We start from the raw sequence: 23,830 nt of genomic DNA, 5'->3' as shown, positions 1-23,830 counted from the left end.
CCGGCCGCGGCCGAACCTCGACCCCTTGTTTCCCAAGGAGTCGAACCCGATGTCCACGGTTGTGCATGAAACCCAGGACGGCATTGCCACCCTGAGCCTGAACCTGCCGCACAAGCTCAACCCGATCGCCGCCGAGCTTCAGCAGGAACTGCGCGCCGCCCTGGCCCGCGTGCGCGATGACCGCAGCGTGCGCGCCCTCATCCTGACAGGCGTGGGCAAGGCCTTCTGCGTGGGCGCCGACCTGAGTTCGATGGGCGGGCGCGATGCGAGCGGCCCCAGCCTGGGCGATGCCACCGCGCGCTGGATGCAGGAACTGAGCCATCCGCTCATCGAGGACCTGCGCAGCATGCCGGTGCCGGTGCTGTGCGCCGTCAACGGCGCGGCCGCCGGCGCCGGCGTGGGCGTGGCGCTGGCCTGCGACATCGTCATTGCGGCAAAGAGCGCGTACTTCTACCTGCCCTTCCTGCCCAAGCTGGGCATCGTGCCGGACCTGGGCTGCACCTGGGCCATCCCGCGCCTGGTGGGCCCGGCACGCGCCATGGGCATGGCGCTGCTGGACGAACGGGTGAGCGCCGAGCTGGCCGTGCAGTGGGGATTGATCTGGGCCAGCTTCGAGGACGACCTGCTGCTGCTCGAGGCGCAGAAGATCGCCCAGCGACTGGCCCGGCTGCCCGCGCACGCGGTGGTCGAGGCGCGGCGCGCGCTGGAAGCCTCGGCGCGCCACACGCTGCCCGAGCAGCTGCATTACGAAAGCGAACGCCAGCGCGAGCTGATCGACCGGCCCGAATTCGCCGAAGGCGTCGCTGCTTTCCTGCAAAAGCGCGCGCCCGTCTTTCCCGGACGATGAGGGGCCCGCGGCGCGCCGCGCCTCGATGACGATTTGAAGCAGCGGCCGGCGCCACGCTGCATGACAATGGCCCGGATGAACGCGGCGCCTGCAGCCATCGACACCACCCGCTGCCCGCTGTGCGGCGCCGACAACCGCTGCGCGGTCGAGCTGGAACGCGCCACCGGCCAGGCGCAGCCGCCCTGCTGGTGCATGGACAAGCCGCCAATGGACGCTGCTGCCGCCCAGGCGCTGCAGCGGCGCCTTCCCGACAGCGCACGCGGCCTGGCTTGCGTCTGCGCTGCGTGCATGGTCCAGTTGCTGGAAGACACCCGGGAGCACATGCCATGAGCAACGACACGACGCGAATCACCAATGCCTTCTATGCCCAGTCGGGCGGGGTGACCTCGGTCATCAATGCCTCGGCCTGCGGCGTGATCCAGGCCGCGCGCCGGCACCCGGATCGCATCGGCAAGCTCTACGCCGGTCGCAACGGCATCCTGGGCGCGCTGGCCGAGGACCTGATCGACACCGGCCAGGAAAGCGACGAAGCGATTGCCGCGCTGCGCAGCACGCCGGCGGGCGCCTTCGGCTCATGCCGCTACAAGCTCAAGTCGCTGGAGAAGAACCGGCGCGAGTACGAGCGGCTCATCGAGGTGTTCAAGGCGCACGGCATCGGCTACTTCTTCTACAACGGCGGCGGCGACTCGGCCGACACCTGCTTCAAGATGAGCCAGCTGTCGCAGGCCATGGGCTACCCGCTGCAAGCCATCCACGTGCCCAAGACCATCGACAACGACCTGCCGCTGACCGACTGCTGCCCGGGCTTCGGCTCGGTGGCCAAGTACGTGGCGGTGTCCACCCTCGAAGCATCGTTCGACGTGCGCTCCATGGCCGCCAGCTCCACCAAGGTGTTCGTGCTGGAGGTGATGGGCCGGCATGCGGGCTGGATCGCCGCGGCCGGCGCGCTGGCGGCGGACCACGGGATTCCGGTGGTGGTGCTGTTTCCGGAGATCGAGTTCGACCAGGCCGGCTTTCTCGCCCGCGTCGATGCCCTGGTGAAGCACCACGGCTACTGCACCGTCGTCGTGTCCGAAGGTTGCCACTACGCCGACGGCCGCTTCCTGGCCGAGCAGGGCTCGCGCGACGCCTTCGGGCATGCGCAGCTCGGCGGCGCGGCGCCGGTGGTGGCGCAGATGGTGAAGGAAGCGCTGGACCACAAGTTCCACTGGGCCGTGGCCGACTACCTGCAGCGCTCGGCGCGGCACATCGCCTCGGCCACCGATGTGGAGCAGGCCTATGCCCTGGGCGAGCGCGCGGTGGAGCTGGCGCTCTCGGGCCACAACGCCGTCATGCCCTGCATCGAGCGCACGTCCGATGCGCCCTATGCCTGGCGCATCGGCACCGCGCCACTGGACCAGGTGGCCAACACCGAGAAGAAGATGCCGCGCGAGTTCATCTCGGCCGACGGCTACGGCATCACCGATGCCTGCCGCCGCTACCTGCTGCCGCTGATCGAGGGCGAGGACTACCCCGCCTATCGCAACGGCATGCCGGTGTATGCCACGCTCAGGCTGCAGTCCGTGGAAAAGAAGCTACCGGCCTTCGAGATGGCTTGAGCCCTCGCGCTGCTGCGCCACCAGCTGGTGGATGAACTGCAGCTTGCGCACCACCGAATGAGGCAGCGCAAAAGGATAGTTGTCCGGCTGCCCCATGCTGCGCGAGAACTCGTTGAGCACGTGCGTCAGCCGCACCCAGCCGTTGAGAAATTCCAGGAACTGCGCGGCCTGCGGATCATCGCTGCGCCACAGGTCTTCGGGCTGGAACAGGTCCTCTTGCGCGACTTCCACCTTGAGCGGGTTCACGCCGAAGCTCAGCGCCGTGTCCGCCGTATCGGTCATGTGCAGGTAGTGCGCCCAGGTTTCGGCCCAGTCCTCCCATGGGTGGGCGCCGGCATACGAACTGACGAAATTCGCCGCCCAGTCCGCGCGCGGGCCATTGCGGTAGTGCGCCTGCAGCGCCTGCGCGTAGTCGGCGCGCTCGTCGCCGAACAGGTCGCGAAAGCCCGCCAGCCAATCGTCATGCGGTGCCACCAGCAGGTCCCAGTAGTAGTGCCCGATCTCGTGGCGGAAATGGCCGAGCAGGGTGCGGTAGGGCTCGCGCATCTGGGCCCGCACCTGTTCGCGCACCGAGTCGTCCGCCTCGGCCACGTTCAGCGTGATCACGCCGCCGGCATGGCCCGTCATCACCGGCTGGCCCGGCAGCTCCGACAGAAAGTCGAAGGCCAGGCCATGCTGCGGATCCTGCACGCGCGTGGTCACGGGCAGGCCCAGTGCCAGCAGCTGCGACAGCAGGCGCCGCTTGGCCTGCTCCAGCAGGTTCCAGCGCTGCGGGTTGCCGGGCACCGACAGGTCGGGCAGGGTGCGCGTCGTGCTGCAGGCCAGGCACATTCCCGAAAGAAGGCCCATGGGCGCTTCGGCATCGGGCACGGTCTCGGTCTCTGCAGGCACAGGCACCATCCAGTTGCAGCCCGAGGCGCTGGTGAAGTTGGCGCAACGCCGATAGCGCAGCCCGCGCTCGTCGCCGAACACGGTGAAGTCTTCGGAATCGGCCACCGGCGCCAGCGGGACCACGCCCAGGCGTTCGATCACGTAGCCCAATGGCGTCTGGCAGGCCAGGCACCGGCTGTTGCGCAGGAACACGGGCCGCCCGCACTGGCACTGGTAGGCGCGGCTGACCGTGGGCGCCGTCAAGGCCTCGGCAGGCACGTCACTCCCTGATTGCGGGGCTGCAGCTGGATGGTCCGGCATGTGTTCTTTCATCTGACCGGCCATTGTGCGGGCGCCAAGGCGACTGCCGTGTCGGCGCAAAGGCCGATATCCTCGGGGCGAGCCGCCCATTGCGGCGCGCTGCCTTCTCCGATGAAATCCGACGACACCAACCCTGCCGCAGCGCCGGCCATGCCCAGCCTGCGCGAGCGCTACGGCGAGCGCTACCGCTGGTACCTGCTGCTGTCGGTCATGGTGGGAACGATGGCCTCGATCATGTCCTCGACCATCGTGAACGTGGCCATTCCGGACATGAGCCACTACTTCGGCCTGGGACAGGACCGTGCGCAGTGGGTCACGTCCGGCTTCATGGTGTCGACCACCGCGGCGATGCTCATGACGCCCTGGCTGCTCGCGCGCTTCGGCTACCGCCGGACCTACGTGGCCACCATGCTGCTGCTCATGGTCGGCGGCATCGTCGGCGGGCTGGCAAGCCAGTTCTGGCTGGTGCTGCTGGCGCGCGTGGCCGAGGGCCTGGCGGCGGGCGTGGTGCAGCCCATTCCGGCCATCATCATCCTGCGCGCCTTCGAGCCGCACGAACAGGGGCGCGCCAGCGGCCTCTTCGGCATGGGCGTGGTGCTGGCGCCGGCGGTGGGGCCGAGCATCGGCGGCGTGCTGGTGGACCTGTTCGGCTGGCGTTCGATCTTCTTCATGGTGGTGCCTTTCTGCCTGGCCTCCCTGTGGGCCGCCTACAAGTTCGTGCCGACCACCGCGCCGGGCGGCGTGACCGCCGAGCGCGGCGCGCGGCTGGATTGGGGCGGGCTGGCGCTGGCCACGGCGGGCACGCTGTGCCTGCTCAACGGCCTCGTCGAGCTGCGCGGCGGCACGGCGCTGGAAAGCGGCCTGCTGCTGGCGGGCGCCGCCGTTTCGCTGATTGCGTTCATCGCCTGGGAAAAGCGCATGGCGGCCAGCGGGGGCGCGCCGCTCATGAACCTGGCCCTGTTCGGCTACCGGCAGTTCGCCATGGGCAGCGTGGTGGCCTTCATCTACGGCACGGCCCTGTTCGGCTCCACCTACCTGCTGCCGGTGTACATGCAGGTGGGGCTGCACCTTTCGGCCTCGCACGTGGGCACCATCATGCTGCCGGCGGGCATCATGCTGGCGCTGACCATTCCGTGGGTGGGCCGCATGGCGGACCGCAAGCCCACCTGGCTGCTGGTGAGCACGGGCCTGGCGCTGCTGGCCCTGTCCTTCGCGCTCATGCTGACGCTTCGGCTGGGCAGCGCCATCTGGCTGCTGGTGCTTTTTGCGGTGATCGGGCGGGTGGGGCTGGGCTTCATCCTGCCTTCGCTCAACCTGGGCTCGATGCGGCCGCTGGCCCAGCCGCTCATTCCCCAGGGTTCCAGCGCCATCAGCTTCATTCGCATGCTGGGCGGGGCGGCGGGCGTGAGCCTGTGCGCCATCGTGCTGGAGTGGCGGCTGGCCGCGCATGGCGATTCGCTGGCCAACGCCGCCACCAGCCCCGCGCGGATTGCGGCCTTCGACGAGGTCTTCGCCATGCTGGCCGGCATCTGCGCCCTGGCGGTGTGCGCGGCCTGGCAGTTGCGCGAGGCGCCGGCGCCGCGAGACACGCCGCCGGCCGAGCCGCACTGACCGCACCCGACATTCGGCTGGCCATTTCGCGCTCTAATGGCGCGATGTGCCAATTGCTCGGAATGAACTGCAACACGCCGACGGACGTGACCTTCAGCTTCACGGGATTCGCCCAGCGCGGCGGGCGCACCGACCACCATGCCGACGGCTGGGGCATCGCCTTCTTCGAGGACCGCGGGCTGCGGCATTTCGTGGACCACCAACCGGCCTGCGAATCGCCGGTGGCCGAGCTGATCCGCCGCTACCCCATCCGCAGCCGCAACGTGGTGGCCCACATCCGCAAGGCCACGCAGGGCGAGGTGAACCTGCAAAACTGCCACCCCTTCGTGCGCGAGCTGTGGGGCCGCTACTGGGTGTTTGCCCACAACGGCGACCTGAAGGATTTCCGCCCGCGCCTGCACGGCAACTTTCACCCGGTGGGCAACACCGACAGCGAGCACGCCTTCTGCTGGCTCATGCAGGAGCTGGCCAAGTCGCATGCCGACGTGCCCAGCGTCGATGAACTCACGCTCACGCTGAAGGAACTGGCGCCGCGCTTCGCGCGCCAGGGCACCTTCAACTTCATGTTGTCCAACGGGCAGGCGCTGTGGGCGCATGCCTCCACCCACCTGTGGCATGTGGAACGGCGGCACCCGTTCACGACCGCGCACCTGGCCGACGAGGACCTGTCGATCGACTTTGCCGACCACACCACGCCGAACGACCGGGTGGCGGTGGTGGTCACGGCGCCGCTCACCACCAACGAGCCCTGGGTCGCGTTCGACCCCGGCGAATTGCGCGTGTTCGTGGACGGCCAACTGCGGCGCAGCTGAGCCCGCCAAGTCCAACGCGCGGCTTTCGCGCAACAGATTCGCGCCTGATCGGCACCGATCGGCGGCCAATTGCCACCAAAGGGCGGCCACGATCGCTCCAAACCTTAATAATAGGAGTTCTCATTTGCAATAACAGAGCCTTCCCTTGCCCGCCTCCTTCTCAGCCCGTTTCACCCTGCGCGCGGTCGCGCTGGCCGCTGCCGTCGCCGCCTCGGCCCCGCATGCGCTGGCGCAGGACAACAACCCGCCAGCCGCTTCCGCCGGCACCCTGAACACCATCACGGTGGAGGCCAGCGCCGACGCATCGGCCGCGGGCCTGGCCAAGCCCTTCGCCGGCGGGCAGGTGGCACGCGGCGGTCGGGTGGGCATCCTGGGCACCCAGGACATCATGAGCACGCCCTTCTCGTCGACCAGCTACACCAACGAGCTGATCCAGAACCAGCAGGCGCAGAGCGTGGCCGACGTGCTGCTCAACGACCCGACCGTGCGCCAGGCGCGCGGCTTCGGCAACTTCCAGGAGCTGTACGTGCTGCGCGGCTTTCCGGTGTTCTCGGACGACATCGTCTACAACGGCCTGTACGGCATGCTGCCGCGCCAGTACATCGCCTCCGAGTTCTTCGAGCGCGTGGAGGTCTTCCGCGGCGCCAACACCTTCTTGACCGGCTCGGCGCCCGGCGGCACCAACATCGGCGGCTCCATCAACCTGCTGCCCAAGCGCGCGCCCAACGATCCGCTCACCAGCATCAGCGCCGGCGTGCAGACCGGCGGCGAAGGCTATCTGGCCGCCGACATCGCGCGCCGCTTCGGGCCGGACCAGAGCACCGGCATCCGGCTGAATGCGGTGCGCCGCGACGGCGGCACCGGCGTGGACGACGAATCGCGCGAGCTGAGCGCGCTGAGCCTGGGCGTGGACTGGCACAACCGCAACGTGCGCCTGTCGGCCGACATCGGCTGGCAGGACCACGACCTCAAGCAGGGCCGCCCGAGCGTGACGCCGGCCGCGGGCATGGCGCTGCCGACCCCGCCCGATTCGGACAGGAACTGGGCGCAGCCCTGGACCTACTCGAAGGAGCGCGACACCTTCGGCACCCTGCGCGGCGAAGTCGACATCACCGACAACATCACCGCCTGGGCCGCCGCAGGCGCGCGCCGCGGCACCGAGTCGAATTCGGTGGCCAATCCGACGGTGCTCAACGCGGCCGGCGACACGAGCGCCTTCCGCTTCGACAACGTGCGCAAGGACGAGATCGCGACCGGCGAAGCGGGTGTGCGGTTCAAGTTCAACACGGGCAGCGTGGGCCATACGCTCACCACGGCGGCCTCCACCTACAGCAGCAAGGAGCGCGACGCGTACGCGTTCTCCAGCTTCTTCGGCGACAACCTCTACAACCACGTCAACGTCGCCGCGCCTGCGCTGTTCCCGGCCACGGGCAGCTTCAGCGACCCGCAGGTCACCCTGCGCAACAAGTTCAAGAGCGTGGCCGTCGCCGATGCCATCTCCTTCTTCGACGACAGGCTGATCGCCACCGTGGGCATCCGCCGCCAGAGCATCGAGCAGGACAGCTTCGACTACGTCACCGGCGCGCCCACCACCAGCTACGCGTCGGCGCGCAACACGCCGATGGCGGGCCTCTTGTTCAAGCTGAACCAGCAGGTCTCGCTGTACGGCAACTACATGGAGGCGCTCATTCCCGGCCAGGCCGCGCCTGCCAGCACGGCCAGCGGCCCGGTGGCCAATGCCGGCGAAGTCTTCCAGCCCTTCCGCTCCAAACAGAAAGAGCTGGGCCTGAAGTACGACGGCGGCACCCTCGGCGCCAGCGTGGCGGCCTTCTCCATCGAGCAGCCCCAGTACTTCGTGCAGAACAACGTCTTCGGCCCCAACGGCGAGCAGCGCAACCAGGGCGTGGAGTTCTCGGTGTTCGGCGAGCCGGTCAAGGGCGTGCGCCTGTTGGGCGGCCTCAGCCTCATGGATCCGCAGCAGCGCCGCACCGCCGGCGGGCTGACCGACGGCAAGGACGTGATCGGCATTCCCAACACCCAGTTCAACCTGGGCGGCGAATTCGACATCCCCGGCGTGCAGGGCCTGGCGGTCAACGCGCTGTGGCTCTACACGGGCAAGCAGTACGCCGACGCGGCCAACACGCAGGCGCTGGATGCATGGAACCGCGTGGACATCGGCGCGCGCTACCTGATGGATATCGGCAGCGGCCGCCTGCTCACGCTGCGCGCCAAGGTGAGCAATGTGTTCGACAAGTCGTACTGGGCCTCGGCCGGCGGCTATCCGGGCTCCAACTACCTGGTGATGGGCGCGCCCCGCACCTTCAGCCTGAGCGCGACCGTGGACTTCTGAGCCGCGCGGCGGCTACTGGCCCGAGGCGACGAGCCGCTCCAGCGCATCGATGAACATGGCCGGCACGTCGAAGCCGGTCTGCTCGGTGATCTCCTGGAAGCAGGTCGGGCTGGTCACGTTGATCTCGGTGAGCGAGCCGCCGATCACGTCCAGGCCGATCAGCAGCAGGCCGCGTGCCGCCAGCACCGGGCCGATGGCGTTGGCGATCTTCCAGTCTTCCTCGCCCAGGGGCTGCGCCACGCCCTTGCCGCCCGCGGCCAGGTTGCCGCGGATCTCGCTGCCCTGCGGAATGCGCGCCAGGCTGTAGGGCACCGGCTTGCCGTCGATCACCAGCACGCGCTTGTCGCCCTTGACGATCTCGGGCACGAAGCGCTGCACCATGATGGTCTGCGTGCCGTGCTTGTTGAGCGTCTCGATGATGGAGCCGAGGTTCAGGCCGTCGGCGCCCACGCGGAAGATGCCCATGCCGCCCATGCCGTCCAGCGGCTTCAGGATGATCTCCTGGTGCTCGGCATGGAAGGCCTTGACGGCCTTCTCGTCGCGCGTGACCAGCGTGGGCGTGGTGTGCTCGGCGAACTCCATGATCGCCAGCTTTTCCGGGTGGTCGCGCAGCGCGCTGGGCTTGTTGACCACGCGCGCGCCCTCGCGCTCGGCCTGCTCGAGCAGGTGCGTGGCGTAGATGTACTCGGCGTCGAAAGGCGGGTCCTTGCGCATCAGCACCGCGTCGTATTCGCGCAGGGGCACTTCGCGCGTGGCTTCCACGCGAAACCATTCGTTCTTGTCGCCGGTGAGCGCGACCTCGCGCACCGTGGCGGTCACCGGACGGCCGCGCTGCCAGCCCAGGTGCTGCGGCTCGCAGGCGGCCAGCTTGTGGCCGCGGCGCTGGGCCTCGCGCATCATCGAGAAGGTGGTGTCCTTGTAGATCTTGAAGAGCTCGAGCGCGTCGGCAACGATGAGGATGTTCATGGCGAAGTGGTCTTTCCAACGGATGCGTTCTTGTCATCGGCGCGGCGGCGTGCCCGGCCGATGCCCTGGATGCCGAGTGCGGCAGCCCCGGCCACCACACCCCAGAAGGCCGAGCCCACGCCCGCCAGCGTGACGCCCGACAGGGTGACGAGAAAGGTGATGAGCGCGGCCTCGCGGTGCGACTCGTCGCGCACTGCCAGTGCCAGGCCGCTGCCGATGGTGCCCAGCAGCGCCAGGCCGGCGATGGCCGCGACAAGCTCTTTCGGAAAAGCAGTGAGCAGCCCGGTGACGGCCGCGCCGAAGAAGCCGATCAGCACGTAGATGGCGCCGCAGGACACGGCCGCCGTGTAGCGCCGCGCCGGATCCTCATGCGCCTCGCGCCCCATGCTGATGGCCGCCGTGATGGCGCTGAGGTTGAGCGCATAGGCGCCGAAAGGCGCCAGCAGCAGCGTCATCACCCCGGTGAAGCTGATGAGCCTGGAGATGGGCATGTCGTAGCCGGCGGAGCGGATGGCCGCCACGCCCGGCAGGTTCTGCGATGCCATGGTGACGACAAACAGCGGCAAGGCCAGGCTCACCGCCGCCTGCCAGCTGAACGCGGGCATGGTGAACACGGGTTTGGCCAGTTCGAAATGCACCGCCGACCAGGCCAGCTCGCCGCGCGCGGCGACAAAGGCGATGGCCACCACCAGCGTGAGCGGCACCGCATAGCGCGGCCACAGGCGGCGCGCGACCAGGTAGCTGCCCAGCATGACCAGCACCAGGGGCAGCGCGGTCTGCGCCGCCTGGAAGGCCTGCAGCCCGAAGCGGGCCAGCACGCCGGCCAGCAGGGCCGAGGCGATTTCCATCGGGATCTTGTTCATCACCCGCTCGAACCAGCCGGTGGCGCCAGCCAGGGTGATGAGCATCGCACACACCATGAAGGCGCCCACCGCCTCGTTCATGGAAAAGCCCGCGCCGGCCACCGCCAGCACGGCCGCGCCGGGCGTGCTCCAGGCGATCATCACCGGCTTCTTCCACAAGAGCGAGGGAATGGCCGACGCCAGTCCCATGCCGATGCCCAGCGCCCACATCCACGAGGCGATTTCCGCCGCGCTGGCGCCGAAGGCCTGCGCCGCCTGGAACACGATGGCCACCGAGCTGGTGAAGCCCACGAGCACCGCCACGAAGCCCGCCACAAAGGCCGAGAGGCTCAGGTCCTTGAAAAAACGCATGGGCGCGATTGTGCCGGGACGGGCGAAACTGCGCCCCCGTGGGTCCATATGCGCGCTGGCCCAGGCCAGGGCACCCGCGGAACTGGCTTTGCCAGGCCGCTGGGTGCGCCCCCTCGCAGGGGGTTGGCGGACCTGCGAAGCGGGGCAGCCTGGGGGTGGGCCTAAATTTCGATCTTCGACCCGAGCTCGACCACTGCATTGTTGGGCAGACTCAGGAAGTCCGCCGCACCGCTGGCGTTGTGGTGCATCTGCGCAAACAGCTTCTCGCGCCAGGGCGCCATGCCGCTGCCCAGCGTGGGAATGACCACGTCGCGCGACAGGAAGTAGCTGGTGGTCATGGGCTCCATCTGGCAGCCGCGCATGCGGGTGCCGTCCAGCGCGCTGGGCAGGTCGATGTCGTTCTTGAAGCCGTAGTGCACGATCACCTGCCAGCAGTGGCGGCCCAGCGGCTCCATTTCGATGCGCCTGTCCATCGGGATCCAGGGCACTTCGTGGTTGCGCACGGTGACGAACAGGTTGTATTCGTGCAGCACCTTGTTGTGCTTGAGGTTGTGCAGGAGCGCGTTGGGCACCACGCCCGGCTCGGCCGTGAGGAACACGGCGGTGCCGTCCACCCGCGCCGGCGGGTTGACGAACACCGAGTCGAGGAAGGCGCGCAGGTCGATGGCGTCCTGCCGCTGCACCTGGCCCATCAGGCGCCGGCCTTCCTTCCAGGTGATCATGAGCGTGAACACCGCGCCGCCGATGAGCAGCGGGAACCAGCCGCCCTGCAGCAGCTTGAGCAGGTTGGAGGCGAAGAACGCGAAGTCCACCACGAAGAAGATCGCGGTCGCGCCGATGCAAAGCGCCAGGGGCAGCTTCCAGGCAAAGCGGATCACGAAGAAGGTCAGCACCGTGGTGATCAGCATGTCGGTGGTCACCGCGATGCCGTAGGCCGCCGCCAGGTTGCTGGAGCTGCGGAACATCACCACCGCCAGCACGATGGCCACGAACAGGCCCCAGTTGACGAAGGGGATGTAGATCTGCCCCGCGGTGCGCACGCTGGTGTGCTCGATATTCAGGCGCGGCAGGTAGCCCAGCTGGATCACCTGGCGCGTGACGCTGAAAGCCCCGGTGATCAGGGCCTGCGATGCAATCACGGTGGCCGCCGTGGCCATCACCACCATCGGGATCACGGCCCACTCGGGCGCCATCATGAAGAAGGGGTTCTTCACCGCGGCCGGCTCGCGCAGGAGCAGCGCGCCCTGGCCGAAGTAGTTGAGCGTGAGCGCGGGCATCACCACCGAGAACCAGGCGATGCGGATCGGCCCCTTGCCAAAGTGGCCCAGGTCCGCATACAGGGCTTCGGCGCCGGTCACGCACAGCACCGTGGCGCCCAGGATGAGAAAGCTGGTGCCCGGGTTGTTCCAGATGAAGCCCAGCGCGTAGTGCGGGCTCAGCGCCCACAGGATCTCGGGGTGGGTGACGATCTGCGCGACACCCAGCACCGCGATGGCGACGAACCAGATCAGCGTGATGGGCCCGAAGAACTTGCCGATGCCCGCCGTGCCGTGCTTCTGCAGCGCAAAAAGGCCGAACAGCACCACCAGGGTGATCGGGATCACGTATTCCTTGAAGTGCGGCGACACCACCTCCAGGCCCTCGACCGCCGAGAGCACCGAGATGGCCGGCGTGATGACGCCGTCGCCGTAGAACAAGGAAGTGCCGAAGATGCCCACCGCGAGCAGCACGCCGCGCAGCTTCGGCCGGTCCACCACCGCCTGGGAGGCCAGCGCCAGCATGGCGATGAGGCCGCCCTCGCCCTCGTTGTCGGCGCGCAGCACCAGCACCACGTATTTCAGCGAGACGATGATGGTCAGCGTCCAGAAGAACATCGACAGGATGCCGAAGACGTTCTCGGAGTTGAACTGCACACGATCGTGGCTGAACACCTCCTTCATCGCGTACAGCACGCTGGTGCCGATGTCGCCGTAGACAACGCCGATGGCCGCCAGGATCAGCGCCGCGGATGCAGTGGATTTTTTGGAAGACACGTCGCGTGACAGCAATGGGTGCAGTGGCGCTGCTCTTTACGCCGGGAGATGGGGGCTCCCGCCGATGGCCGCGCTTGCCTGCGCCCGAGGGCGTTGCATTGTTCTGGGTAGGGTATTGTGCAGTCCCGCCGCGTGGCCGCCAATGTGAAGTGGCGGCGCGGCGGGTTAGGTCATTCGTAGACTTCGGCGTCCGGGTCGGTGGCTTCCAGCTCGTAGCTGGCGGCCACCATGGCCAGGCGCCCGATCACGCCGTACATGTAGAAGCGGTTGGGCGCGCTGGCACCGGGCTTGGCACCCGGCACAGGTAAGTGCGCACTTTCGGAAAACGCCAGCGGCACGAAGCTGGCGCCGGGGGAATCGAGGTTCTCGTCGATGCTGCGCTCGGCATGCACCCGGTAGAAGCCGCCCACCACGTAGCGGTCCATCATGTAGACCACCGGCTCTGCGACGCCGTCGTGCACCCGCTCGCGGGTCAGAACGCCTTCCTGCACGATGATCTCGCTGCCCAGCGCCGACACGGCGCGCGAGCCGCCGGTCCTGGCCTTCTGGAACAGCGCCTCCAGGTCCTTGATGTCGCGCACCGTCATCACGCCCACGCCGTTGGTGCCGTTGTCCGGCTTGACGACGACGAAGGGCTTCTCGTTGATGCCGTATTCCTTGTACTTGCGCCGGATCTTGGTCAGCAGCTGGTCGCAATGGGTGATGAGCTCGTCCTGCCCGGACCCGGTGGCCAGGTCCACGCCCTCGGCATGGCTGGACATGGGGTTGATCAGCCAGGGGTCGATGCCCAGCAGCTTGCCGAAGCGCTTGGACACCTCTTCATAGCTGCGGAAATGCTTGCTCTTGCGCCGCACCGACCAGCCGGCATGCAGCGGCGGCAGCAGGTACTGCTCGTGCAGGTCTTCCAGGATGCCCGGCACGCCGGCCGACAGGTCGTTGTTCAGCAGGATGGTGCAGGGGTCGAAGTTCTTCAGCCCCAAGCGCCGCTTGCCACGCACCACCGGCTCCAGGCACACGCTTTCGCCATGCGGCAGCACGATCTTCTTGGGCGACTTGATGGCCGGGTCGATGGAGCCGACCTTCACGTTCAGCCCCGCCATCTGGAAGATGCGCACCAGTTGGGCGACGTTGGCCAGGTAGAAGGTGTTGCTGGAGTGGTTTTCCGGCACCACCAGCAGGTTGCGCGCCTCGGGGCAGATCTTCTCGATGGCCGCCTGAGCCGCCTGCACCGCCAGCGGCAGCATTTCCTGGGTGAGGTTGTTCCAGCCGCCGGGGTAGAGGTTGGTGTCGACCGGCGCCAGCTTGAAGCCGGCGTTGCGGATGTCCACCGAGCTGTAGAAGGGCGGGGTGTGCTCCATCCATTCCAGGCGGAACCAGCGCTCGATGGCGGGCATCGAGTCGAGCACTCGCTGCTCGAGTTCGTTGATCGGACCGGTCAGGGCGGTGACGAGATGGGGGACCATGCAGCAGCCTTGTTATGCGAGTTCTTGCCTGAGCAAAGAACTGCAATTGTAGATAGGGGTAACCCACCCCCATCACAAGCCCCGCCCGCCGACAGGGCCCGAGGGCCGCAACTAGCTGCGGACCTCGCCCTGGCCGAGCACCACGTACTTGAGGGAAGTCAGCCCTTCGATGCCCACCGGGCCGCGGGCATGGAACTTGTCGGTGCTGATGCCGATCTCGGCGCCCAGCCCGTACTCGAAGCCGTCGGCGAAGCGGGTGCTCGCATTGACCATGACGCTGGCCGAATCCACCTCGCGCAGGAAGCGCTGTGCATTGACGTGGTCGCGGGTGACGATGGCGTCGGTGTGGTGGCTCGAATAGTGGTTGATGTGGGCAATGGCCGCATCGACCCCGTCCACCACCTTGATGCTGATCACGGCGGCGAGGTATTCCTCGAACCAGTCGGATTCCACCGCATCCACCACCCTGGCACCGGCCGGCAATGCGCTTGGGGCGCGCAGGATGGCCGCGGCTGCGGGGTCGCAGCGCATTTCCACGCCCTTGGCGGCGAAGATGGCGCCGATCCTGGGCAGGAATTCGGCCGCCCGGGAGCGCGCCACCAGCAGGCCCTCGGCCGCGTTGCAGGGGCTGTATTTCTGGGTCTTGGCGTTGTCGACGATGGTCACGGCCATGTCGAGCTCGGCGGTGTCGTCCACGTACACGTGGCAGTTGCCGTCCAGGTGCTTGATGACCGGCACCTTGGCATCGCGGCTGATGCGCTCGATCAGCCCCTTGCCGCCGCGCGGGATGATCACGTCCACATATTGCGGCATGGCGATGAGCCGGCCGACCGCCTCACGGTCGGTGGTCTGCACCAGCTGCACCGCGTCGGCCGGCAGCCCGGCCTCTTGCAGCGACTCGGCCACCAGCTGGGCCAGCGCCTTGTTCGATTCGATGGCTTCCGAGCCGCCGCGCAGGATGGCCGCGTTGCCGCTCTTGATCGCCAGGCTGGCCGCCTCGATGGTCACGTTGGGGCGGCTCTCGAAGATCATGCCGAACACGCCGATGGGCACGCGCATCTGGCCCACGCGGATGCCGCTGGGCTGCTGGCGCATGCCGATGATCTCGCCGATCACGTCGGCCATGGCGGCCAGCTGCTCGCAGCCCTCGGCCACGGTGGCCAGCACCTTGGGCGTGAGCTTGAGCCGGTCGACCATGGGCGCCGGCAGGCCGGCGGCGCTGGCGCGCTCCACGTCGCGGGCATTGGCCGCCTGCAGTTCCGGGCCGGCCTGGCGCAGGCGCCGCGCCAGGGCCTTCAGGGCCTTGTTCTTGGTGGCGGCATCGGCGCGTGCCATGGCGGCGGCCGCGGTCTTGGCCTGTGCGCCCAGGGCCAGCATGTGTTCGTCGACGTTGAAGGCGTTCATGGGCGGCATTTTCCCACTGCCGGGCGCACCGGAGCCGGCGCAGGGTTTCAGGCGGCGCGGCGCCCGCTGCCCTCGGTCATGCACAGGCGGCACAGGCGGAAGGCCAGGCGCTGCAGGGCCTGCCAGCCGTCCTGCGGCCAGTCGGGCTGCGGCAGGCCCTTGACGATGCCGTCCACCTTGTGGGCGTCGTTCAGCAGGTGCGCCAGCGCGCGGCCCTGCAGGCGCGGCAGCACGCGCTCGAAGGCCCGCTCCTTGGGGCCCCACACCCGGTTCTCGCGCAGCGCCATCGGCAGCGGCCGGCCGGCGTCGACCGCGTCGCGCACGCGCTTGAGGGCGCGGATGTCCTCGGCCAGGGTGTAGTGCACCAGCACCTCGGCCTCGCCCTCGGCCTTCAGGCCCTCGAGCATGCGCGCCACCCGCTGCGGGTTGCCGCCCAGCACCGCCTCGGACAGCTTGAACACGTCGTAGCGCGCCACGTTGTTCACCGCGCCCTCGACCTGCTCGAAGGACAGTTCGCCCTCGGGATACAGCAGGGCGAGCTTCTGGATTTCCTGGTGCGCGGCCAGCAGGTTGCCTTCGACACGGTCGGCAAAGAACTGCAGGGTGCGCTGACCTTCCTCGCCGGACTTGACCCGCTGCGCCTGGCGGCCCAGGCGCTGGGCGATCCATTCGGGCAGGGCGCCGCGCTCCACCGGGTCGAGCTGCACCGTGATGCCGTGGCCATCGAGCGCGCCGAACCAGGCGCCGGTCTTGGTGGCCTTGTCCAGGCGCGGCAGCAGCACCAGCGTGAGCGTGCTGTCGTTGCCCACGGTGCTCTCGGCGATCTGCTGCAGGGCCGCGCTGCCGTCCTTGCCCGGCTTGCCGGACGGAATGCGGATCTCGACGATCTGCTTGTCGGCGAACAGGCTCATCGAGCCGCCGGCCGCCTGCACCGCGCCCCAGTCGAAATGGGCGCCGGCGACGGTATGCACGCTGCGCTCGCTGAAACCCTGCGCACGGGCGGCCGCGCGAATGGCGTCGGCCGCCTCCTGCACCAGCAGGGCTTCGTCGCCGTGCAGGGTGTAGAGCGGGCGCAGTCCTTTTTGCAGGTGCGCCGGAAGCTGGGCCGCGGGCAGTTGCAATTCGGGCTCCGCCTACAGCGACTTGACCGCGCCCAGGCGGCGCAGCGTCTGCTGCACGATGTCGTTGGTCATGTCGCGGTACAGCAGTTGCGTTTCGCTTTCCTTGGCCAGCGCGGCGGTTTCGTTGTAGGTGATGTCGCGCGACTGCATCATTTCCGAGGGTGGGATCAGCTCCTTGCCCTGCGGCGTGCGCAGCTTGAAGCGGATGCGCAGGAACAGCTGCATTTCGCGCACCTGGCCAGCCGAATTGGTGGACAGCACCAGTTGGTCGCGCGTTTCTCCCAGCACGTCGAACACGGCGTCCGCCTTCTCCCATTCGGCCATGGGCAGCACCTTGAGCTTGCCCGTGACGTCGATGCTGCGCTTGAGCTGCGCCAGGTAGGCCGTGTTGGTGGGCATGGCGATGGTGGTGAAGGCGAAATCGGGCGCCTGCCGCAGCTTGAAGCCGCAGCCCGCCAGGCCCAGCGCCGCGCCAGCAGCCAGGAAGGCGCGGCGGGACGGTTCGGTGATGCGTGCGCTCTTCTTCATCATCGTGCGCCGCTCAGATGACCACGTTGACCAGCCGGCCCGGCACCACGATCACGCGCTTGGGCGCCGCGCCTTCGGCGAACTTCACGAAGCCTTCGCTGGCCAGTGCGATCGCCTCGATCTCCTGCTTGCTGGCGCCGGCCGGCACCACCAGCGAGCCGCGCAGCTTGCCGTTGACCTGCAGCATGAGCTCGATCTCGTCCTGCTCCAGTGCAGCCTCGTCCACCAGCGGCCAGGGCGCGTCGAGCAGGTCGCCGTGCGCCTTGTCGTAGCCAAGGGCACGCCACAGCTCGAAGGTGAGGTGCGGCGTGACCGGGTAGAGCGTGCGCAGCAGGATGCCGAAGCCCTCGCGCGCGGCGGCGGCGTCGGCCGCGTCGGCGGGCTTGAAGCCTTCCAGCGCGTTCAGGAGCTTCATCGCGCCCGACACCACCGTGTTGTATTGCATGCGCTGGTAGTCGTAGTCGATCTGGCGCAGCACGGTGTGCACTTCGTGGCGCAGGGCCTTGGCGGCCTTGCCGTAGGCGGCAGGGGCGCCGCCGTCGGCGCCGCCCAGTTCCTTGAGCTGCACGCCGTAGTTCCACACCCGGCGCAGGAAGCGGAAGGAGCCCTCCACCGCGGCGTCGTTCCATTCCAGCGTGGCCTCGGGCGGCGCGGTGAACATGGTGTACAGGCGCGCGGTGTCGGCGCCGTACTTCTCGATCAGCTCCTGCGGATCGACACCGTTGCGCTCGCTCTTGCCCATCTTGCCCACGCCGCCGTACTGCACCTCGGTGCCGTCGGAAAGCAGGCCGCCGACCACGTGGCCGGAGGCGTCGAGCTTGGGCGTGACTTCCGAGGGCGGGTGGTAGTCCTTGCCGCCCTTGTCGTTGCGGGTGAAGAAGATGTGGTTGAGCACCATGCCCTGCGTGAGCAGGCGGCTGAAGGGCTCGTCGATGGTGACCAGGCCCAGGTCGCGCATCACCTTGGTCCAGAAGCGCGCGTACAAGAGGTGCAGGATCGCGTGCTCGATGCCGCCGATGTACTGGTCCATCGGCATCCAGTACTGCGCGCCCTCGCCGACCATGGCCTGGTCGTTCTTGGGGTCGCAATAGCGCATGAAGTACCAGGACGAATCCACGAAGGTGTCCATGGTGTCGGTCTCGCGGCGCGCCGCCTTGCCGCACACCGGGCAGGTCACGCCGGCGTGGAAGCCCTCGTGCTTGTTCAGCGGGTTGCCGCTGCCGTCGGGCACGCAGTCGGTGGGCAGCACCACCGGCAGGTCCTTCTCGGGCACCGGCACGGCGCCGTGCTCTTCGCAGTGGATGATCGGGATCGGCGTGCCCCAGTAGCGCTGGCGGCTGATGCCCCAGTCGCGCAGGCGCCAGGTGGTCTGCAGGCCGCCCAGGCCCTTCTGCTCCAGCGCGTGCGCCACGGCCTTGACGGCCTCCTGGTGGCCCATGCCGCTGAAGTTGTCGGAGTTGATGGTGATGCCGCGCTCCTTGTCGGCATACCACTCCTGCCACTTGTGGTAGTCGAAGTGGGGCTCGTCCTCCACCAGCACCACCTGGATGATGTCGATGTTGTACTTGTTGGCGAAGGCGAAGTCGCGCTCGTCGTGCGCGGGCACGCCCATCACGGCGCCGTCGCCATAGCTCATGAGCACGTAGTTGCCCACCCACACCGGGATCTGCTCCTCGGTGATGGGGTGCGTGACCACCAGCCCGGTGGGCACGCCCTTCTTCTCCTGCGTGGCCAGCTCGGCCTCGGTGGTGCCGCCAGCCTTGCACTCGTCGATGAAGTTGGCCACCTGCAGGTTGGTGCGGGCGGCATGCTGGGCCAGCGGGTGCTCGGGCGCCACGGCGCAGAAGGTCACGCCCATGATGGTGTCGGCGCGCGTGGTGAACACGTACATGCGGCCGTCCTGGATCAGGTGGCCCTCATGGTCCTTGATGGTGTGGGTGAAGGCGAAGCGCACGCCTTCGCTCTTGCCGATCCAGTTTTCCTGCATCAGCCGCACACGCTCGGGCCAGCCCGGCAGCTTGTGCTGGGTGTGCTCGAGCAGCTCCGGCGCGTAGTCGCTGATCTTGAGGTAGTAGCCCGGAATCTCGCGGCGTTCCACCGGCGCGCCGGTGCGCCAGCCCTTGCCGTCGATCACCTGCTCGTTGGCCAGTACGGTCTGGTCGACCGGGTCCCAGTTGACCACCTGGGTCTTGCGGTAGGCAATGCCCTTTTCCAGCATCTTCAGGAACAGCCACTGGTTCCACTTGTAGTAGCCGGGGTCGCAGGTGGCGACCTCGCGGCTCCAGTCGATGGCCAGGCCCATGGCCTGCAGCTGGCCCTTCATGTAGGCGATGTTGTCCATCGTCCAGGCCGCCGGGGGGACGCCGTTCTTCAGCGCCGCGTTCTCGGCCGGCAGGCCGAAGGCGTCCCAGCCCATGGGCATGAGCACGTTGTAGCCGCTCATGCGCAGGTAGCGCGTGAGCATGTCGTTGATCGTGTAGTTGCGCACATGCCCCATGTGCAGCTTGCCGCTGGGGTAGGGCAGCATCGAGCAGGCGTAGTACTTCTTCTTGTTCGCGTCCTCGATGACGCGGTAGGCGTCGGCAGACGCCCACTTGGCCTGGGCAGCGGATTCGACGTCGGCGGGTTTGTAGCTGGAATTCATGCGATCTTGGGGGCAGGGGATCGGCGAGCGGGCTGTGCTGGAACAGAGGCCCGCGCAAGGCCGAAGCGTGCAGGAGGGTGGATTATCGCGGCATCGCCACCACCGCGCTGGCATGGGCTTGGCCCGATTCTCGCGTGCCAGAATGAAACACAAAGCACCAAGGATGCGCGATGGGATTCGGTTCGAGCTTCCGACAATGGCCCGCACCAGAATGCAGCGGGGAGGAGTGCCAATGAGAAACGGCAAGGCAAGCGACTGGTGGCGCGGCGCGGTGATCTACCAGATCTACCCGCGCAGCTTCATGGACAGCAACGGCGACGGCATCGGCGACCTGCCGGGCATCACGTCCCGGCTCGAGCACGTAACCAGCCTGGGGGTGGATGCGATCTGGGTCTCGCCCTTCTTCCGCTCGCCCATGAAGGATTTCGGCTACGACGTGGCCGACTACCGCCAGGTCGACCCCATGTTCGGCACCCTGGAGGATTTCGACGCGCTGCTGGCGCGCGCCCATTCCCTGGGACTGAAGGTCATGATCGACCAGGTGCTCTCCCACACCTCCGACCAGCATGCCTGGTTCGCCGCCAGCCGCGCGAGCCGCGAAGGGCCGCACGCCGACTGGTACGTCTGGGCCGACCCCAGGCCGGACGGCACCCCGCCCAACAACTGGCTGTCGGTCTTCGGCGGGTCGGCCTGGCAGTGGGACTCGCGGCGGCGCCAGTACTACCTGCACAGCTTCCTGGTGGCGCAGCCCGACCTCAACTTCCACTGCCCGGCGGTGCAGGACGCCCTGCTGGACGAAGTGCGCTTCTGGTGCGAACGGGGCGTGGACGGCTTCCGCTTCGATGCCTGCAACCATCAGTTTCACGACGCCGGCCTGCGCGACAACCCGCCGGCCGCGGCCTCGGCCATCGGCGAGGTGAGCACCGTGCGCGCCGACAACCCCTACGCCATGCAGCGGCACCTGTACGACAAGAGCCAGCCGGAAAACCTTGCGTTTCTCGAGCGGCTGCGCGCGCTGCTCGACTCCTACGGCGCCGTGGGCCTGGGCGAGGTGGGCGACGAGAACGCGCCGCCCGTGATGGCCCAGTACACCGAGCGGGGCAGGCGCCTACACCTGGCCTACAGCTTTTCCCTGCTCACCACCGAGCACAGCGCCGGCCACCTTCGCCGGCAGGTGCAGGCGCTGGACGACGCCCTGCAGCGCACCGACGGCTGGGGCTGCTGGGCGGTGTCCAACCACGACGTGCCGCGGGTGTCCAGCCGCTGGAACGGCAACGGCCAGGCCGACGTGCGGCGCGACAAGCTCTGGCTGGCGCTGCTGCTGTCGCTGCGCGGCAGCGCCTGCATCTACCAGGGCGAGGAACTGGGCCTGCCCGAAGCCGAAGTGCCTTTCGAGCGCCTGCAGGACCCGTACGGCCGCGCCTTCTGGCCCGAATTCAAGGGCCGCGACGGCGCCCGCACCCCCATGCCCTGGCAGGCCGAGGCGGGCAACGGCGGCTTCAACGACGGTCAGATCGAACCCTGGCTGCCGCTGTACGAGCCGCACCTGCCGCTGGCCGTCGACCGGCAATCGCAGGATCCGCAGTCCATGCTCAGCTTCAGCCGCGAGCTGCTGGCCTGGCGGCGCCGGCAGCCCCTGCTGAAAAGCGGCCACCTGCGCTTCCTGGACGCGCCCGAGCCCTTCCTGTGCCTGGAGCGCTACGACGGCGACGAGGTCTTGCAGGCGGTGTTCAACTTGTCGGACCAGCGCGCCACGCTGCGCCTGGACAAGATGCTGGTACCGCTGGCCGGCTCGCCCTTCCTGGGCGCGCGGATGGACGGCGACCTGGCGCTGGAATTGCCGCCGTACGGCGTGTACATGGGGGTGCCCATCGATGCCGCTGCCTGAATCCGAAGTCCGCGCCCTGATGCGCGCCGAGCACGGCGACCCCTTCGCCGTGCTGGGGCCCCATCGCGGCGGCGACGGCCTGTGGGTGCGCGCCCTGCTTCCCGGCGCCCGTTCGGTCGCGGTCGTGCAGGCCAGCTCGGGCTGGCCGCTGGCGCAACTGGAGCGCCAGGGCGATTCCGACCTGTTCGCCGCCCTGGTGCCCGCCGCCGAAGCGCAGCTGGGCTATCGCTTCCAGGTGGACTGGGGCACGCACACCTCGCACCTGGAGGATCCGTACCGCTTCCCGCCCGTGCTCGGCGACACCGACGTCTGGCTGCTGGCCGAAGGCACGCACCTGCGCCCCTTCGAGCAACTGGGCGCCCACCTGCGCGAAATGGACGGTGTGCACGGCGTGGCCTTCGCCGTCTGGGCGCCCCATGCGCGGCGGGTGTCGGTGGTGGGCGACTTCAACCAGTGGGACGGGCGCCGCCACATGATGCGGCTTCGGCGCGAATGCGGCGTGTGGGAAATCTTCGCGCCCCACGTGGCGCCCGGCGACAGCTACGAGTTCGAGATCCTCTCGGCGCGCGGCGAGCTGCTGCGCAAGTCCGACCCCTACGGCTTCGCCGCCCGCCTGCGCCCCGAAACGGCCAGCGTGGTGCAGCCGCTGCCGCCGCCGGTGGCGCTGCCCCCGGGCCGCGCACAGGCCAACGCGCGCGAAGCGCCCATCAGCATCTACGAAGTGCACCTGGGCTCGTGGCGGCGCAAGAACGGCCACGAGTGGCTCAGCTACCGCGACCTGGCCGCCAGCCTGGTGCCCTATGTCCGGGACATGGGCTTCACCCACATCGAGCTGCTGCCGGTGAGCGAACACCCCTTCGACGGATCATGGGGCTACCAGCCCATCGGCCTGTATGCGCCCACCTCGCGCTTCGGCACGCCGGGCGACTTTCGCGCCTTCGTCGAGGCGGCACATGCGGCCGGGCTGGGCGTGATCCTGGACTGGGTGCCGGCGCACTTTCCCACCGACGTGCACGGGCTGGGCCGGTTCGACGGCACGGCCCTGTACGAATACGCCGACCCGCGCGAGGGCTTCCACCGCGACTGGAACACGCTCATCTTCAACTACGCGCGCACCGAGGTGCGCAACTACCTGGTCGGCAATGCGCTGTACTGGCTGGAGCGCTACGGCGTGGACGGCCTGCGGGTGGATGCGGTGGCGTCCATGCTGTATCGCGACTACAGCCGGCCGGCCGGCCAATGGGTGCCCAACGCGCAGGGCGGGCGGGAGAACCTGGAGGCCATCGATTTCGTGCGCCGCATGAACCAGGTGGTGGGCGTGCAGCGGCCCGGCGCCTTCACCGTGGCCGAAGAGTCCACCTCCTTTCCCGGCGTGACGCGCCCGCCCGAACATGGCGGCCTGGGCTTTCACTTCAAGTGGAACATGGGCTGGATGAACGACACGCTGTCGTACGTGGGGCTGGACCCGGTCTACCGGCCGCACCATCATCAGCAGGTGACCTTCGGCCTGATGTACGCGCACAGCGAGAACTTCGTGCTGCCGCTCTCGCACGACGAAGTGGTGCACGGCAAGGGCTCGATGATCGGCCGCATGCCCGGCGACGAATGGCAGAAGTTCGCCGGGCTGCGCAATCTCTACGGCTACCTGTGGGCCTACCCGGGCAAGAAGCTGCTGTTCATGGGCAGCGAGTTCGCGCAGTACGCCGAATGGAATGCCGACCACAGCCTGGACTGGCACCTGCTCGACCACGCGCCCCACCAGGGCATCCAGCGCCTGGTGCGCGACCTGAACAACGTGTACCGCCACTTCCCGGCCCTGCACGAGATGGACTGCGAGCCGCAGGGCTTCGAATGGATCGTGCACGACGACAAGGCCCATTCGGTGTTCGCCTTCGTGCGCCGCGCGCGCAACGGGCAGTTCGTGCTGGCGGTGTGCAACTTCACGCCGGTGGTGCGCCACGGCTACCGCCTGGGCGTGCCGGCCGAAGGGGCCTACCGCGAGATCATCAACACCGACAACCCGGCCTATGGCGGCAGCGGCGTGGGCAACGGCGTGGTGCCCAGTGAAGCCGTGCCATGGCAGGGGCAGGCCCATTCGCTGGTGATGACGCTGCCGCCGCTGGCCACCTTGCTGTGGGTGCTCGCATGAGCGGCGGGGCG

Annotated in this window: 17 protein-coding genes; 8 read left to right on the top strand and 9 right to left on the bottom strand. The window is 68.4% G+C overall.

What is annotated here, in order from left to right; all coding sequences use genetic code 11:
* The first annotated feature begins 49 nt into the window (after positions 1-49).
* From VSO01S_RS04035 to VSO01S_RS04025, 3 genes are read left to right on the top strand one after another with little or no spacing between them, the layout of a single operon-like run.
* Entirely contained in the window at positions 50-847 is a 798-nt protein-coding gene (locus VSO01S_RS04035; RefSeq protein WP_068640510.1) for an enoyl-CoA hydratase-related protein, read from the top strand.
* Positions 848-907: 60 nt separating this feature from the next.
* Positions 908-1,177 carry a cysteine-rich CWC family protein gene (locus VSO01S_RS04030; RefSeq protein WP_245684100.1) on the top strand — a complete coding sequence of 90 codons (270 nt, stop codon included), beginning with the start codon at positions 908-910 and terminating at the stop codon, positions 1,175-1,177.
* The gene (locus VSO01S_RS04025; protein ID WP_068640509.1) at positions 1,174-2,445 is read left to right on the top strand and encodes a 6-phosphofructokinase; all 1,272 of its coding nucleotides are present in this window, start codon (positions 1,174-1,176) and stop codon (positions 2,443-2,445) included. The genes VSO01S_RS04030 and VSO01S_RS04025 overlap by 4 nt, the downstream gene beginning before the upstream one ends.
* Here VSO01S_RS04025 and VSO01S_RS04020 read toward each other — a convergent pair.
* Complete coding sequence (locus VSO01S_RS04020) at positions 2,422-3,636, bottom strand: zinc-binding metallopeptidase family protein (RefSeq protein ID WP_084241673.1); 1,215 nt, start codon at positions 3,634-3,636, stop codon at positions 2,422-2,424. The two genes, VSO01S_RS04025 and VSO01S_RS04020, sit on opposite strands and share 24 nt — an antisense overlap.
* Before the next feature lie 111 nt (positions 3,637-3,747).
* Here VSO01S_RS04020 and VSO01S_RS04015 point away from each other — a divergent pair, with 111 nt between their 5' ends.
* The 3 genes from VSO01S_RS04015 (at position 3,748) to VSO01S_RS04005 (ending at position 8,409) form a co-directional block, all read left to right on the top strand.
* Positions 3,748-5,247, top strand: coding sequence for a DHA2 family efflux MFS transporter permease subunit (locus VSO01S_RS04015; protein WP_068640507.1), 1,500 nt, complete (start codon positions 3,748-3,750; stop codon positions 5,245-5,247).
* Positions 5,248-5,291: 44 nt separating this feature from the next.
* The gene (locus VSO01S_RS04010; protein WP_068640506.1) at positions 5,292-6,059 is read left to right on the top strand and encodes a class II glutamine amidotransferase; all 768 of its coding nucleotides are present in this window, start codon (positions 5,292-5,294) and stop codon (positions 6,057-6,059) included.
* Between the two features lie 145 nt (positions 6,060-6,204).
* Positions 6,205-8,409, top strand: a complete 2,205-nt coding sequence (locus VSO01S_RS04005) for a TonB-dependent receptor (protein WP_068640505.1) — start codon at positions 6,205-6,207, stop codon at positions 8,407-8,409.
* 12 nt (positions 8,410-8,421) lie between these two features.
* On the opposite strand, the gene gshB is transcribed toward VSO01S_RS04005, so the two are convergent.
* The 8 genes from gshB to leuS all read right to left on the bottom strand — a co-directional run bounded on the left by gshB (position 8,422) and on the right by leuS (position 19,782).
* On the bottom strand, positions 8,422-9,375 hold the full coding sequence (gene gshB, locus VSO01S_RS04000; RefSeq protein ID WP_068640504.1) for a glutathione synthase: 954 nt from the start codon (positions 9,373-9,375) through the stop codon (positions 8,422-8,424).
* Positions 9,372-10,589 carry a benzoate/H(+) symporter BenE family transporter gene (locus VSO01S_RS03995; protein WP_068640503.1) on the bottom strand — a complete coding sequence of 406 codons (1,218 nt, stop codon included), beginning with the start codon at positions 10,587-10,589 and terminating at the stop codon, positions 9,372-9,374. Before VSO01S_RS03995 ends, gshB begins: the two co-directional genes overlap by 4 nt.
* 161 nt (positions 10,590-10,750) lie before the next feature.
* Positions 10,751-12,622 (bottom strand): potassium transporter Kup, encoded by a 1,872-nt coding sequence (locus VSO01S_RS03990; protein ID WP_068640523.1) that lies wholly within the window; start codon positions 12,620-12,622, stop codon positions 10,751-10,753.
* A gap of 170 nt (positions 12,623-12,792) precedes the next feature.
* Positions 12,793-14,085 (bottom strand): glutamate--cysteine ligase, encoded by a 1,293-nt coding sequence (gshA, locus tag VSO01S_RS03985; protein ID WP_068640502.1) that lies wholly within the window; start codon positions 14,083-14,085, stop codon positions 12,793-12,795.
* A 111-nt stretch (positions 14,086-14,196) separates the two neighbouring features.
* Positions 14,197-15,489, bottom strand: coding sequence for a glutamate-5-semialdehyde dehydrogenase (locus tag VSO01S_RS03980; protein WP_068640501.1), 1,293 nt, complete (start codon positions 15,487-15,489; stop codon positions 14,197-14,199).
* Between the two features lie 47 nt (positions 15,490-15,536).
* Entirely contained in the window at positions 15,537-16,610 is a 1,074-nt protein-coding gene (gene holA / locus VSO01S_RS03975) for a DNA polymerase III subunit delta (RefSeq protein ID WP_068640500.1), read from the bottom strand.
* A 12-nt stretch (positions 16,611-16,622) separates the two neighbouring features.
* On the bottom strand, positions 16,623-17,141 hold the full coding sequence (locus tag VSO01S_RS03970; protein WP_068640499.1) for an LPS-assembly lipoprotein LptE: 519 nt from the start codon (positions 17,139-17,141) through the stop codon (positions 16,623-16,625).
* 10 nt (positions 17,142-17,151) lie between these two features.
* Complete coding sequence (gene leuS, locus VSO01S_RS03965) at positions 17,152-19,782, bottom strand: leucine--tRNA ligase (protein ID WP_068640498.1); 2,631 nt, start codon at positions 19,780-19,782, stop codon at positions 17,152-17,154.
* A 232-nt stretch (positions 19,783-20,014) separates the two neighbouring features.
* Between leuS and VSO01S_RS03960 the strand changes: the two genes are divergently transcribed.
* Both VSO01S_RS03960 and glgB read left to right on the top strand, forming a co-directional pair.
* Positions 20,015-21,670, top strand: a complete 1,656-nt coding sequence (locus VSO01S_RS03960) for an alpha-glucosidase (RefSeq protein ID WP_068640497.1) — start codon at positions 20,015-20,017, stop codon at positions 21,668-21,670.
* Positions 21,657-23,819, top strand: a complete 2,163-nt coding sequence (gene glgB / locus VSO01S_RS03955; RefSeq protein ID WP_068640496.1) for a 1,4-alpha-glucan branching protein GlgB — start codon at positions 21,657-21,659, stop codon at positions 23,817-23,819. The genes VSO01S_RS03960 and glgB overlap by 14 nt, the downstream gene beginning before the upstream one ends.
* The last annotated feature ends 11 nt before the right edge of the window (positions 23,820-23,830 follow it).

Source organism: Variovorax soli NBRC 106424 (assembly GCF_001591385.1).
In the GTDB taxonomy this organism is placed as follows: Bacteria; Pseudomonadota; Gammaproteobacteria; order Burkholderiales; family Burkholderiaceae_C; genus Variovorax; species Variovorax soli.
This window is presented reverse-complemented; position numbering and strand designations above follow the sequence as displayed.